The sequence below is a fragment of the Serratia sp. X10 genome (genome assembly GCF_017811775.1).
Classification (GTDB): domain Bacteria; phylum Pseudomonadota; class Gammaproteobacteria; order Enterobacterales; family Enterobacteriaceae; genus Serratia; species Serratia ureilytica.
Window position 1 is genome coordinate 712,594 of the sequence record NZ_JAEIOH010000002.1, and the last position, 12,963, is coordinate 725,556.

15 protein-coding genes and 1 pseudogene are annotated in these 12,963 nt (G+C 56.7%); 10 read left to right on the plus strand and 6 right to left on the minus strand.

Going from position 1 to position 12,963, the window contains the following annotated elements:
* Nucleotides 1-126: 126 nt before the first annotated feature.
* Both fliE and J9788_RS08790 read left to right on the plus strand, forming a co-directional pair.
* Nucleotides 127-441, plus strand: a complete 315-nt coding sequence (gene fliE / locus J9788_RS08785; RefSeq protein ID WP_046896601.1) for a flagellar hook-basal body complex protein FliE — start codon at nucleotides 127-129, stop codon at nucleotides 439-441.
* Nucleotides 442-520: 79 nt separating this feature from the next.
* Nucleotides 521-721, plus strand: a complete 201-nt coding sequence (locus J9788_RS08790; RefSeq protein ID WP_046896602.1) for a hypothetical protein — start codon at nucleotides 521-523, stop codon at nucleotides 719-721.
* A gap of 169 nt (nucleotides 722-890) precedes the next feature.
* On the opposite strand, the gene J9788_RS08795 is transcribed toward J9788_RS08790, so the two are convergent.
* Nucleotides 891-1,490 (minus strand): FMN-dependent NADH-azoreductase, encoded by a 600-nt coding sequence (locus J9788_RS08795; protein ID WP_046896603.1) that lies wholly within the window; start codon nucleotides 1,488-1,490, stop codon nucleotides 891-893.
* 129 nt (nucleotides 1,491-1,619) lie between these two features.
* Here J9788_RS08795 and J9788_RS08800 point away from each other — a divergent pair, with 129 nt between their 5' ends.
* A complete protein-coding gene (locus J9788_RS08800) occupies nucleotides 1,620-2,549 on the plus strand; it encodes a LysR family transcriptional regulator (protein ID WP_046896604.1) in 930 nt (309 codons plus the stop codon).
* 476 nt (nucleotides 2,550-3,025) lie between these two features.
* Here J9788_RS08800 and J9788_RS08805 read toward each other — a convergent pair whose 3' ends face one another.
* The 4 genes from J9788_RS08805 to fliD all read right to left on the minus strand — a co-directional run bounded on the left by J9788_RS08805 (nucleotide 3,026) and on the right by fliD (nucleotide 6,400).
* Nucleotides 3,026-3,886 (minus strand): AraC family transcriptional regulator, encoded by an 861-nt coding sequence (locus J9788_RS08805; RefSeq protein WP_046896605.1) that lies wholly within the window; start codon nucleotides 3,884-3,886, stop codon nucleotides 3,026-3,028.
* Nucleotides 3,887-4,194: 308 nt separating this feature from the next.
* Nucleotides 4,195-4,563, minus strand: a complete 369-nt coding sequence (gene fliT / locus J9788_RS08810; RefSeq protein WP_033643504.1) for a flagella biosynthesis regulatory protein FliT — start codon at nucleotides 4,561-4,563, stop codon at nucleotides 4,195-4,197.
* Entirely contained in the window at nucleotides 4,563-4,973 is a 411-nt protein-coding gene (fliS, locus tag J9788_RS08815; protein ID WP_004934758.1) for a flagellar export chaperone FliS, read from the minus strand. The genes fliT and fliS overlap by 1 nt, the downstream gene beginning before the upstream one ends.
* A gap of 26 nt (nucleotides 4,974-4,999) precedes the next feature.
* Nucleotides 5,000-6,400 carry a flagellar filament capping protein FliD gene (gene fliD / locus J9788_RS08820; protein WP_182264269.1) on the minus strand — a complete coding sequence of 467 codons (1,401 nt, stop codon included), beginning with the start codon at nucleotides 6,398-6,400 and terminating at the stop codon, nucleotides 5,000-5,002.
* A gap of 281 nt (nucleotides 6,401-6,681) precedes the next feature.
* Here fliD and J9788_RS08825 point away from each other — a divergent pair, with 281 nt between their 5' ends.
* The 7 genes from J9788_RS08825 (at nucleotide 6,682) to tcyN (ending at nucleotide 12,652) form a co-directional block, all read left to right on the plus strand.
* The gene (locus J9788_RS08825) at nucleotides 6,682-7,731 is read left to right on the plus strand and encodes a flagellin FliC (RefSeq protein WP_046896607.1); all 1,050 of its coding nucleotides are present in this window, start codon (nucleotides 6,682-6,684) and stop codon (nucleotides 7,729-7,731) included.
* A 182-nt stretch (nucleotides 7,732-7,913) separates the two neighbouring features.
* On the plus strand, nucleotides 7,914-8,636 hold the full coding sequence (locus J9788_RS08830) for an RNA polymerase sigma factor FliA (RefSeq protein WP_004934752.1): 723 nt from the start codon (nucleotides 7,914-7,916) through the stop codon (nucleotides 8,634-8,636).
* 55 nt (nucleotides 8,637-8,691) lie between these two features.
* Nucleotides 8,692-9,201, plus strand: coding sequence for a flagella biosynthesis regulatory protein FliZ (gene fliZ, locus J9788_RS08835; RefSeq protein ID WP_033643501.1), 510 nt, complete (start codon nucleotides 8,692-8,694; stop codon nucleotides 9,199-9,201).
* Between the two features lie 124 nt (nucleotides 9,202-9,325).
* Nucleotides 9,326-10,318 carry a D-cysteine desulfhydrase gene (locus J9788_RS08840; RefSeq protein WP_094142797.1) on the plus strand — a complete coding sequence of 331 codons (993 nt, stop codon included), beginning with the start codon at nucleotides 9,326-9,328 and terminating at the stop codon, nucleotides 10,316-10,318.
* A 115-nt stretch (nucleotides 10,319-10,433) separates the two neighbouring features.
* Nucleotides 10,434-11,234: a cystine ABC transporter substrate-binding protein gene (tcyJ, locus tag J9788_RS08845; RefSeq protein WP_033650878.1), complete on the plus strand. Its 801-nt coding sequence runs from the start codon at nucleotides 10,434-10,436 to the stop codon at nucleotides 11,232-11,234.
* Nucleotides 11,234-11,896 (plus strand): cystine ABC transporter permease, encoded by a 663-nt coding sequence (tcyL, locus tag J9788_RS08850; protein ID WP_033643498.1) that lies wholly within the window; start codon nucleotides 11,234-11,236, stop codon nucleotides 11,894-11,896. The genes tcyJ and tcyL overlap by 1 nt, the downstream gene beginning before the upstream one ends.
* Before the next feature lie 3 nt (nucleotides 11,897-11,899).
* Complete coding sequence (gene tcyN / locus J9788_RS08855) at nucleotides 11,900-12,652, plus strand: L-cystine ABC transporter ATP-binding protein TcyN (protein ID WP_015378232.1); 753 nt, start codon at nucleotides 11,900-11,902, stop codon at nucleotides 12,650-12,652.
* 29 nt (nucleotides 12,653-12,681) lie between these two features.
* Here tcyN and J9788_RS25245 read toward each other — a convergent pair.
* Nucleotides 12,682-12,780, minus strand: a pseudogene (locus J9788_RS25245) (type II toxin-antitoxin system HicB family antitoxin); the annotation flags it as partial.
* Nucleotides 12,781-12,963 lie beyond the last annotated feature (183 nt).

Genomic DNA, 12,963 nt, shown 5'->3' on the forward strand with positions numbered 1-12,963 from the left:
CGATAAGCCGGGTTTTTTGCAGTTAATTAACCGCTTTAGGTCCGAAAACGCTGTGCTAGGGTGTGCATCATTGGAGAAGTACAGGGTGAAAACGTCACCCGGCGAGACGAGAGGATTGAGGACCAGATGGCGATTCAGGGCATTGAAGGGGTTCTGCAGCAGATGCAGACCATGGCGGTTCAGGCCGGCAAGATGGGGCAAAATGTGGCGCCGCAGGGCGTCAGCTTCGCCAGCGAACTGACTGCGGCGCTCGGCAAGATCAGCGATACCCAGCAGACGGCGCGCAAACAGGCGCAGGACTTTGAGCTGGGCGTGCCGGGCATCAGCCTGAACGATGTGATGGTCGATCTGCAGAAATCGTCGGTGTCTTTGCAACTGGGCGTCCAGGTGCGCAACAAGCTGGTGGCGGCCTACCAGGACATCATGAATATGCCGGTGTGATGAACGTACCGTCCATTTTTCAGTGAAATTTCGCTCGGCGCTGTTAGCCTATGGCGAAGGTTATAGGAGGGATAGGATAATGTGTAAATCGCTGTGCCTTGCTCTGGCCATGATGGCGTTGTCTGGATGCGCCGGCCAGAATGATGACTATTCATCGGCGCAAAAAACGGCGCCTCATCAGGATGCCGGCAAAGAGTGGAAGGCGTTTGTCGCGCCGCTGTCGGTGAAGACACAGTCGCCCGGTGAGCGTGAAATGAAACGCGCCGCCCGGCAATACTGAAGCCGTGACGCCAGTCGATGGACAAAAAAAGCCAGCTATCGAAATAGCTGGCTGAAGGTGCGATAAAACATTTGTGTAATGTAGGAGCCTCGACGCCCGCTCGAAGTGGCGCCGACGCGGTTATCATATTTGTTATGTTATAACAAATCAATGCCGTTGTACGTTTACCTCAGCCAGCCAATTCTGCAATCCGCTCGTGAGCATTCGCCAACCCCTGGTCGCGGCCGTGCGGTTTCATGTCCAGCCCTTCGGCATAGATGAATTGCACGTCGCCGATCCCCATCAGCCCCAGCACCGAGCGCAGGTAGGGCGTTACGGCGTCGGTCGGATGCCCGGCGTGCATGCCGCCGCGTGAACTGAAGACCACCGCATCGACGCCTTCCACCAGCCCCACCGGGTAGGTGGCGGTATAGTTGAAGGTCATCCGGGCGCGGGCCACCAGATCGAACCAGTTTTTCAGCTGAGTCGGAACGTTGAGGTTGTACATCGGCGCCCCGATCAGTAACAGGTCGCTCTCTTTCAGTTCGGCAATCAGTTGATCGGAGAGCGCTATCGTGGCTTTGGCGCGCGGGCTGACATTTTCCGCGCCGCGCAGCGCGCTGAACAGCTCGCCGTCCAACACCGGCAGATCCAGCGCCGTCAGATCGTGTTCGACGATCCGATCGTCGTATCCTTTCGCTTTGCGCGCCGCCAGATAGCGGTCAATCAGGTTATTGGTCTGCGAGTCATTTCCCATAATGCTGGATTTGAGTGCCAGTATTTTTTTCATGCTGTTGTCCTCTGACGGTAATCTGTGGTTTTCACCGGGGACTCCGGAATGACTGCAGGTTATCATTGCTTAAGGTTCACCAGTGGTGATAGGTTTTCACCTAATTGATTCCATATTGGCAACATTAAGATGAAAAGCGATCTGAGTGCGCTGCCGGCCTTTGTTGCCGTAGCGGAAGGCGGCAGTTTCGCCGCCGCCGCAGAGAAACTGCATCTGACGCGTTCTGCGGTCAGCAAAATCGTGTCGCGTCTGGAGGCGCGGCTGGGCGTGATGCTGTTTATGCGCACCACGCGCAGCCTGAGCCTGACGGACGAAGGCGCGCTGTACTATGAACACTGTCGACAGGCATTGGCGAACGTTCAGGCGGCGGAAAACCAGCTCGACAGCGGCAAGATGCAGGTCAGCGGCCGGCTCAGAGTCTCGGTGCCGGTGCTGTTCGGCCACCTGTGCATTGCGCCCTTGTTGACGGCGCTGGCGAATGAGCATCCGTTATTGACGCTGGAAATCTCATTCAGCGACCGCAGGATCGATCTCGTCGACGAGGGATTCGATCTGGCGGTGCGCATCGGCGAACTGGCGGACAGCGGCAGTTTGGTTGCCCGACGTTTGGGCGAACATGGCATGCTCCTGTGCGCGTCGCCCGACTACGTGCGGCGCTGCGGCGAGCCGAGCACGGCGGAAGCGTTAAGCCGGCATCAGGCGGTGGGGTATCTGCACGCCGGCGCCGTGCTGCCGTGGCAGCTGCGTGGCGAAAACGGTGAGCTGCAATCGTTCAGCCCCCCGACCAAGATGATGATGGATGATATGCAGGGGATCGTCGATGCGATATCCGCCGGCGCCGGCATTGCCTGGCTGCCGGAGTGGCTGGTGCGCGAGCGGCTGATGGCGGGAACGTTGGTGGAGATCATGCGCGGTGAGTCCAACCTCAGTTTCCCGGTCAACGTGGTGTGGCCCTATATGCCTTACCAGCCGCTCAAGGTGCGGCTGGCGGTGGACAAACTGGTGGCTGAGCTGCCCGCAAAATTGGCGCTTGTGCCACCGCCGTTATCGCAGCGGTAATCGCCGCGTCGCAACCGACAGGAAATGGGAGCAATGTTCCGAATAGAGGGGCGAACATTGTGCTGTCAGGCTTATTGAATGTGCCGGTGAGCGTTTATTATGGCCTTATTAGTAGGGTTATTATTCGAGGCAGGTCAATGAGCAGTAAAAGCGAATCCAGATGGCGTCTGATCAGTATTTTAATGCTGGTGGTTTTAGCCACGTTAATTGGCGTGTTGGTCAAACTGGATTGAAGTCTGACCAGGCGATAAAAAACCTGGCCGTTTTATTGTGCGGCCAGTAAACGCATCATGTCTTCTTCATACAGTAAGGCTAGCAGCCACAGCCCCAACAACATTATTGCCAGAGAAAATAATCGCTTTTCATTGCGCATCGTTTAATTCGCTTTCGGCGGATGGACGTGGCTTAGCGTATCTCAGCGTTGTTACAACCGTTAGGGACTTGTGTTAAATAAAGCCATTTTGTTGCGCGTCTATTTATGTTTCTCCGGCGACCATCGTCTCAACGCCCTGAGAGCCGGGTTCCATAATCCTTTGGTGGCCGCGAATGGCGGTAGGCGCAAAACCGAAGCGTTTGCGAAAACGTTCGGCGAAACGCGACGCGCTTTCATAACCCACATGCTGCGCGATGGCGGAAATCGGCCAGTCGGTCGATTGCAGCAGGGCCAGCGCGCTGCTCATCCGGACGTCGATCATCAGGTTGCGCAACGCGGTGTTTTCCATCGACAGCTTGCGGCGCAACATCACTTCACTCATCGACAGGCTCTCCGCGACTTTGGCCGCCGTCCAAATGCTGTGCGGATCGGTCGCCAGGCAGCGACGCACGCGTTGCGTCAGATCCTTGGCTTCGTTGTGAATAAAGCGAATGCCGAATTGGGCCAGCCACAGCAGAATTTCCAGCATTTTGTGCCGCACGATGATGGTGGGAAAGCGTTGCCGCAGCGTCAGCGCCAGGCCGGTGGTTTCAAAACTGTGCTTTAGGGCGCAGGGCAGGTTGCGCAGCGCCAGGACGGCATCGAACGGCATCGCCGCCGGCGTTTCCTCGGCCGGAGGTTGGACGGTGAGCAACAGGGGATCGCAGGTCAGCAGTTGGCAACTGAATACGCCGTCTTCGGACGGGCCGTTAATAATGTCCACCGTTTGCCCGCCGTCGATAATCAACAGCTCGCCGGGATGAGCGACCACTTCGTGTTGTTGCCAGCGTACGCGCTTATGGCCTTGTTGTATCAGATACAGATGTGGTTGCTCAAAATAGACTGAAGGGAATAATAATTCAGTATACTGAATGATGTGCGCTGAGGCGCCAATTCCAGGACAGAGATTAATTGTACGTTCCATCGATATTCATTTCGCAGCCATTATCTGGGAATATCTTTACGCTTTGATCCGCGCTGGAGCAACATTTTTCCATGGGCCGTGAAACACAGCGGCGAGTTTTATCTATCAAAAATCAATTTCCTGATGAACAGAAAACGTCCGTGTCGGGATGATGTTTATCCATTAAAGTGAGAGCCAGGCTCGAAGCGCGCATTTTACCAATTACCCATAAACTGAATAATTCAAATGCCATAGATTAATATCCTAACGTAACCCGAGGGTAATAGCGCATAGTGCTATTTAATCCATTTTCGTCAGTATTGTCGATCTTATCGGACCTGTGGCTCTCCCAGCAGCAGCGCGCGGTCATGAAACTGGCCGTAGGTGTTGTTGACCACGTTTTGGCGCGTTGACTGTTCAATAAGCGTTTTCAGCTCATCCATCCGTTGCTGCAACAGACGTTTGAGCTCGGTTTCGTTGTCGAGGATCTGTTGCAGCTTATTGCGCAACATCTCCTGCAACGCCATGGACGGGCCGGCTTGCCCGGTAAAGGCGGCGGTTTTTTCCACCGCCGTCACGTAGGCGAATTCAAGCTCGACGAGCTCTTCCCAGCGCCCGGTTTGCGCCAGCGCGATCATCTGGCTGCTCAGGGTGTAAATTTGTTGATAAGCGGCTAACAGCTGCTGTTGACGTTCCATTACACGGCGTCCTGCGAAGGTTGGTAGTTAGGGCCGATCTGGCGCCAGGCGTCGGCGATGTTTTCCAGCAGTTTGACCACCTCGGCAATCGCCGCTTCGTCGTTGTGCAGATTGGCCTGCATCAGGCGACGCTTCATATAGTCGTATAACGCCGCCAGATTTTCGGCGATCTCGCCGCCCTGCTGAGGATCGAGGCCGCTTTTCAGGCCGTTGTCGATGATGTTGATGGCTTTGGACAGCGCCATGCCCTTGCCGGCGATATCGCCCTGGTTCATCAGGATGCGTGCGCGAAGCAGGGCGCTGAGCGCCCCGTCGAACAACATCACGATTAACTGGTGCGGGCTGGCGCTCATGGCGCCGCTTTCCAGACTGACCTGTGCATAGGCCTGAGTGCCGCTACGGTTATACATGCTGTTTTCTTTGCCTTGTTAAAGGGTTATTTGAACTGTTGAGCCAAATAGTTACTGGTGCCGTTCATTTTCGACATCATGGTATCCAGCTGAACGAACTGTTGTTTATAACGATCGATGGTGTTTTGAATGCTGGCCGTGACCGTGGTGATCTGGCTGTTCAGGCGATCGAGGTTAGTGTTGATGCTTTTGGTCGAGTTCTCGATGATGCCGCCGGATTTGATGTAGCTCTGGATCTCGTTGTGGATCTCGGTGGCCATGCCGGTGTCTTTGCCGTTACCGACGAAGAAGTTGCTGACCTGATCCGGCTTTTCATCCATCGCTTTCTTCAGCTTGGCGCTGTCGATTTCCAGCTTGCCGGTTTTGGTGTTGGTAGAGATGCCGAGGTTGCCCAGACCTTTTAATTCCGGATTGTCCTGGGCGGCGCTCAGCGCGCTTTTGATCGACGACTGAATGCCGCGCAGGGTGTTGTCGCCCAGCAGCGGGCCGTTGGTTGGGTTTGGCGCTTCGCCGGTTTTCACCGGGGTGAACTTGGACAATGCGTTGAAGGTGTCCAGCAGCGAGTTATAGCTGTCGACCCACTCTTTGATCTTGTCGGTGGTGCCGGCGGTGTTGGTGCTGATCACCAGGTGTTGCGGTTCATCGGTTTTGGTTTTGGTTTTCAGATCGATGGTGACGCCCTGCAGAGCATCGCTGATCGAGTTGGTGCTGCGTTTGATGGCCGTGCCGTTCACCATCAGCTCCGCATCCTGCGGCGCGACCGTCTGCTTCATGGCGGTGGTGGTGCCGCGGGTGGCGTTGTAGTTCAGGATATCCCCCAGTTGGTCGTCATTGTCGACCTGGAGGGAGATCTTGTTGTTTTCGCCGGTGGTGGAAGAGCTGATCGCCAGCTGGTAGTCGTTGTCGCCGACGCGCATGATGCTGGCGGTGACGCCGGCTTTGGCGCCGTTGATGGCGTCGCGCAGCTCAACCAGCGAGGTTTGATCGTCGCTCAGCGGGATTTTGGTGGCTTTCGGCGGGTTGCCGGCGGTGATGGTCAGGGAGCGGTCTGACACGCCTTCAGCGCCTAACTTAGCGCCCTGGTCGCTGACTTTCGCCTGCGTGGTCAGGGTTTGCGCCTGCGCCAGTTTGTTCACTTCCACCACGTAGTTGCCCGGCACCGCCTTGGCGTTGGTGGTGATCTTGAAGGCGTCGTGTTCGGTGGCGGTGGTGGCCTTGAAGAAGTCCTCTTTCGCCATCTCTTTGCTGAGATTGTCGAATTTTTCCAGCGCGCCCTTCAGCGTACCGTAACCGGTCAGCTGGGCGTTGTAGCTGGATTGCTTGGTGGTGTAAGGGGTCAGACGCTGTTGTTCCGCTTTGGTCAGCTTATCCAGCAAGCCATTGAGGTCGAGTCCTGAGCCGAGACCTAATGAACTGATCGTTGCCATGAGTAATTCTCCTTGATTATGACTTTATTCGCTTTACGCGTTATCGGCCCAGTGGTGAAAAAGTTTACCGAAAAAAACAAAAAAACGATGGCGCAATAGAGGAGGGAAAAAGCGCGTTATTTCCGCCATTGCAACGGGCGCAAAAAATTTTAAAAAATTGCTAAAGGTTGTTAGGGGAGGGCCGATACCTGAGGGGACGGTGGTTGACGCCGTGGGCAAACAAGCCCGAACCTTTTAACCGTGTTGCGAAGAACGCAACTGACTCGTAAGGAAAGCAAACAATGGCACAAGTAATCAACACTAACAGCCTGTCTCTGATGGCGCAGAACAACCTGAACAAATCTCAGTCTTCTCTGGGCACTGCGATTGAGCGTCTGTCTTCCGGTCTGCGTATCAACAGCGCGAAAGACGATGCTGCGGGTCAGGCTATCTCCAACCGTTTCACCGCTAACATCAAAGGCCTGACTCAGGCTTCTCGTAACGCCAACGACGGTATCTCTCTGGCGCAGACCACTGAAGGCGCACTGAACGAAGTTAACGACAACCTGCAGAACATCCGTCGTCTGACCGTACAGGCGCAGAACGGTTCCAACTCCACCAGCGACCTGAAATCCATCCAGGACGAAATCACTCAGCGTCTGTCTGAAATCAACCGTATCTCCGAGCAGACTGACTTCAACGGCGTGAAAGTGCTGAGCAGCGATCAGAAACTGACCATCCAGGTTGGCGCTAACGACGGTGAAACTATCGATATCGACCTGAAAAAAATCGACGCTAAGCAACTGGGTCTGGACACCTTCAACGTGACCGACAAAGGTCCATCTGTTGGCGCAGCAGTCGCTAACGGCACCGTAATTAAAGCTGACAGCGGCGCGGACGTGACTTATGACCCAGCTAAATCCACTCTGGCTGCAGGCAAAGAGCTGGTTACCGGTAAAGATAAAGACGGTAAAGCAGTAAACTACGTGCAGACTACCGCTGCTGACGGCGCTAAAACCTACAAAGAAGCAAAAATCGCCGATGACGGTAAAGTGACCGAAGGCGCTGACGTTACCATCAAAAACCCACTGGATACCCTGGACAAAGCGCTGGCACAGGTTGACGGCCTGCGTTCTTCTCTGGGTGCGGTACAGAACCGTTTCGATTCTGTTATCAACAACCTGAACAGCACCGTGAACAACCTGGCCGCTTCTCAGTCCCGTATTCAGGATGCTGACTACGCGACCGAAGTGTCCAACATGAGCCGTGCCAACATCCTGCAACAGGCTGGCACCTCTGTTCTGGCACAGGCTAACCAGTCTACTCAGAACGTTCTGTCCCTGCTGCGTTAATCGTCTCTCCCGATTAACTGTCGCAAAGAAACCCCGCTTCGGCGGGGTTTTTTTATGCTCGCGCACCGCGCGGTTATTACATGGCGCAAATAAAGCCTGTTTTGTGCGACTGTTCAGCCGATTGGCATTTCGCCCCCTAAGCATAATAGCGCTGACTCTCTTATCCGCAGGTTTAAGACATAGTGAGCGATCTGTATACCGCCGAAGGCGTGATGGACAAAAATTCTCTCTGGCTGCGCTACGTCCCGTTAGTGCGCCACGAGGCGCTGCGCCTGCAGGTCAGGTTGCCCGCCAGCGTGGAGCTCGACGATTTGCTGCAGGCTGGGGGAATCGGGTTATTGAACGCCGTTGAGCGTTATGACGCCCTACAGGGAACCGCCTTTACCACCTATGCGGTGCAGCGCATTCGCGGCGCTATGCTCGACGAGCTGCGCAGCCGTGACTGGGTGCCGCGCAGCGTGCGGCGCCATGCACGCGAGGTCGCGCAGGTGATGCGGCAACTGGAACAGCGTTATGGCCGGCCGGCGAGCGAGACGGAAGTGGCGCAGACGCTGAATATCTCGCTGGATGAGTACCGTCAAATTCTGTTGGACACCAATAACAGCCAGCTTTTCTCCTACGACGAATGGCGCGAGGAGCATGGCGAGAACGCGGAACCGATGCTGGAAGGGCATGAAGAGGCCAACCCGCTGCATCACCTGTTGGAAGGCAGCCTGCGCCAGCGAGTGATCGACGCCATCGAGGCGTTGCCGGAGCGCGAAAAAATGGTGCTGACGCTGTATTACCAGGAAGAGTTGAACCTCAAGGAGATCGGCGCCGTGCTGGACGTCGGGGAATCCCGCGTCAGTCAACTGCACAGTCAGGCGATCAAACGGCTGCGCGCGCGGCTGGCGAACGATACCTGACGGCGGCTCGCCGCCCCTCAACTCGAAGACTCATGCGACAATCGGACTGCCCCTTATGCCAGGAATACTGTTGAAGAAACGGCCGCTTAGCCGTTACCTGAAAGATTACAAGCACAGCCAGACCCATTGCTCCCAGTGCGGTAAATTGTTGGACCGCATGGCGCTGGTGTTTCGCGGCAAGATAATTAATAAAGAAGCCATCGCGCGCATGGATCAGCCGATCGACGATGCGGTCTGGCAAAACGTGCAGCATGAGCTGACCGCGCTGTGCCGCTTTTGCAGCGAGATTTCCTGCAACAGCCACCCGAGCTATTTCGACATCATGGCGTTCAAGCAGTATCTGTTCGAACAGACCGAGATGAGCCACAGCACCATTCGCGAGTATGTGGTGCGGCTGCGCCGGCTGGACGAAATGCTGGTGGCGCGTAATTACCCGGCGGACAAGTTCGCCAACTGCGCCAGCCATCAGCGCATTATCGACGATCTGCCTACCGCGGCGCACAACAACTACCGCATTGCGCTGCGCAAATACGATCAGTATCTCGCCTGGCAGCGCAGCTACTGAGATTTTCCCCGGCCGCTGGGCCGGGGTCTGCGGATCCCCCCGTGATAAAGGATGATTATTCAGTTCACATCTGCTAAATCTATCGGTTATCAGATGTTGATACTCGATTCCCTGGGGGGAAGTAGTGAACCTGCAACAACAACTGGCGCAATTTCCGCGTCTGGATCTGGTTGGCGTCGCCACGCCGCTGGAAAAACTGTCCCGTCTCTCCGATTATCTCGGCCGTGAAATCTACCTTAAACGTGACGATGTCACCCCTATGGCCATGGGCGGCAACAAGCTGAGAAAGCTTGAGTTTCTGGCTGCCGATGCGCTGAGGCAAGGCGCCGATACGCTGGTTACCGCCGGCGCCATTCAATCCAACCACGTGCGCCAGACGGCGGCGGTGGCGGCGAAACTGGGCCTGCACTGTGTCGCGCTGCTGGAAAACCCTATCGATACCCGCGCGGAAAACTACCTGACCAACGGCAACCGCCTGTTGCTCGGCTTGTTCAACGCCGAAGTGGTGATGTGCGAAGCGCTGCACGATCCGCAGCAGCAGCTGGCGGAGCTGGCGACGCGCCTTGAGGCGCAGGGCTTCCGGCCTTACGTGGTGCCGGTGGGCGGCTCCAATGCGCTGGGCGCGCTGGGATACGTACAGTGCGCATTGGAAATCGCCGAACAGAGCCAACGTAGCAACGTGGCGTTCAGTTCGGTGGTGGTGGCATCCGGCAGCGCAGGCACCCACGCCGGGCTGGCGGTGGGGCTGCAACAGCTGCTGCCCGACACCGAGTTGATCGGCGTGACGGTCTCACGCACCGTGATCGATCAGTTGCCGAAGGTGGAACAAATCCAGAAAGCCCTGGCCTGTTCGCTGAATATCGACGAACTGGCGCCGATCGCGCTGTGGGACGATTACTTCGCACCGCAGTACGGCATGCCGAATGAAGAAGGCATGGCGGCGGTGCAGCTGCTGGCGCAGCAAGAGGGGGTATTGCTGGATCCGGTATATACCGGCAAAGCGATGGCCGGTTTGATCGACGGCATCGCCCAGCGGCGTTTCCGCGACGAAGGGCCCATCCTGTTCGTTCACACCGGCGGTGCGCCGGCGCTGTTCGCCTACCATCCGCAGGTGTAAATGCCGCTTGTTATTCCATTTTGAACTATATTTATAAAGTTATATTCCTTTATGCGGGCGGTCGCACTGTTAAAGTGCTGATATCAAAAAAGATAAATAACATACAGGGGTGTTTATGATGTTTGCGAAAGTTCGTCGTCAATGGTTGTTGGGCGTGGTGGGTATTGCGTTGGCCGCCGGTGTGACGACGCAAACCTACGCCGCCGATAACCTGCTGCAGCAGGTGAAACAGCGCGGCACGCTGATCGTTGGGCTGGAAGGCACCTATCCGCCGTTCAGCTTCCAGGGTGAAGACGGCAAATTGACCGGTTTCGAAGTGGATTTCGCCAACGCGTTGGCGCAACATCTGGGCGTGAAAGCCAAGCTGAACCCGACCAAGTGGGACGGCATGCTGGCGTCGCTGGAGTCAAAACGCATCGACGTGGTGATCAACCAGGTGACAATCTCCGATGAGCGCAAGAAGAAATATGACTTCTCCACCCCTTATACCGTTTCCGGCATTCAGGCGCTGGTGAAAAAGGGCAACGAAGGCACGATCACCAAGCCGGAAGACCTGAAGGGCAAGAAGGTCGGCGTTGGCCTGGGCACCAACTATGAGCAATGGCTGCGTGCGAACGTGCAGGGTGTAGACGTGCGCACTTACGACGATGATCCGACCAAGTATCAGGATCTGCGCGTCGGCCGTATCAACGCCATTCTGGTGGACCGCCTGGCGGCGCTGGATCTGGTGAAGAAAACCGGCGATACGCTGGCGGTGGCCGGCCCGGCATTCTCCCGCCAGGAGTCCGGCGTGGCGCTGCGCAAGAATAACCCAGAGCTGCTGGCCGCGATTGACCAGGCGATCGCCGAGATGCAAAAAGACGGCACGCTGGCGAAGATCTCCGAGAAATGGTTTGGCGCGGACGTAACTAAATAATGCACGAAAGTATTCAACTGGCGCTGGATTCAGCGCCATTTTTATTGAAGGGCGCAATATTGACGCTCCAGCTCAGCCTGGGCGGTATGGCGTTCGGCCTGTTGCTGGGTTTTCTGCTGGCGCTGATGCGTCTTTCGCCGCTTTGGCCGCTGTCGTGGCTGTCGCGCATTTACGTATCGCTGTTCCGCGGCACGCCGCTGATCGCCCAGCTGTTTATGATCTATTACGGTCTGCCGCAGTTCGGCGTTGAATTCGATCCTTTCCCGGCGGCGCTGATTGGCCTGTCGCTCAATACCGCCGCTTACACCTCAGAAACGCTGCGCGCGGCGATTTCGTCGATCGATAAAGGTCAGTGGGAAGCCGCCGCCAGCATCGGCATGACCCGTTGGCAAACCCTGCGCCGGGTGATCTTGCCGCAGGCGGCGCGCACCGCCTTGCCGCCGCTGGGCAACAGTTTTATCGGCCTGGTGAAAGACACTTCGCTGGCCGCCACCATTCAGGTGCCGGAATTGTTCCGCCAGGCGCAGCTGATCACCTCGCGCACGCTGGAAGTGTTCACCATGTACCTGGCGGCATCGCTGATTTACTGGGTGATGGCGACCCTGCTTTCCGCACTGCAAAACCGTCTGGAAGCCCACGTTAATCGCCAGGATCAGGAGTAGCGCATGAGTGCCATTGAAGTTAAACAATTGACCAAGCAGTTCAAGGGTCAGACGGTGCTGCATGGAATCGATCTGGCGGTGGACGCCGGCGAAGTGGTGGCGATCATCGGGCCGAGCGGTTCGGGGAAAACCACCTTGTTGCGCTGCATCAACCTGCTGGAGGAGCCGGATTCCGGCACCATCCGCGTCGGCGATATCCTGATCGACGGCAGCAAGCCGCTGAGCAAACAGAAGAATCAGGTGCGCGCGCTGCGTCAGCAGGTCGGCTTCGTGTTCCAGAATTTCAACCTGTTCCCACACCGTTCGGTGCTGGAAAACATCATTGAAGGGCCGGTTATCGTTAAAGGCGAGGCGAAAGCCAGCGCCGAACAGCGCGCTCGCGCGTTGCTGGCCAAAGTGGGCCTGAGCGGCAAAGAGGCGGCTTATCCGCGTCGGCTGTCCGGCGGGCAGCAGCAGCGGGTGGCTATCGCGCGCGCGCTGGCGATGCAGCCGGAGGTGATTTTGTTCGACGAGCCTACGTCGGCGCTCGATCCCGAGCTGGTGGGGGAAGTGCTCAATACCATGCGCTCACTGGCGGAAGAGAAACGCACCATGGTGATCGTCACCCATGAGATGAGCTTCGCTCGCGACGTGGCCGATCGAGTTATCTTTATGGATCACGGCCGCATCGTCGAACAGGGCCCGGCCAAAGCGCTGTTCGCCAATCCGCAGCATCAGCGTACCCAGCAATTCCTCGACAAGTTCCGGAATCAATAAGGCGGCGGGGGCGTTTCCCCCGACCGCATTCACTCCGCTTTCAACCATTCGTTTCGCGCTGCGGCGGCGAGAAATCCGCTGCGGCTGCCGTATCCCGGATAGTGCCGAACCCGAGAGTCAATGCGTCTCGTAGCGCTTTGATGCGGCCTTCAAGCAGAGTAATCCGTCTGTGTTGTTATCGTCCATGAGGCGACACATCCTTATGCAAGGATAACAAGACGCTACCGGTTGAGCGGGCTGCGGACAATAAAAAACCCTGCACTCGTGCAGGGTTTGCGTAGCGGTAAGCCCATCAGGCTGCAACGCGTGCA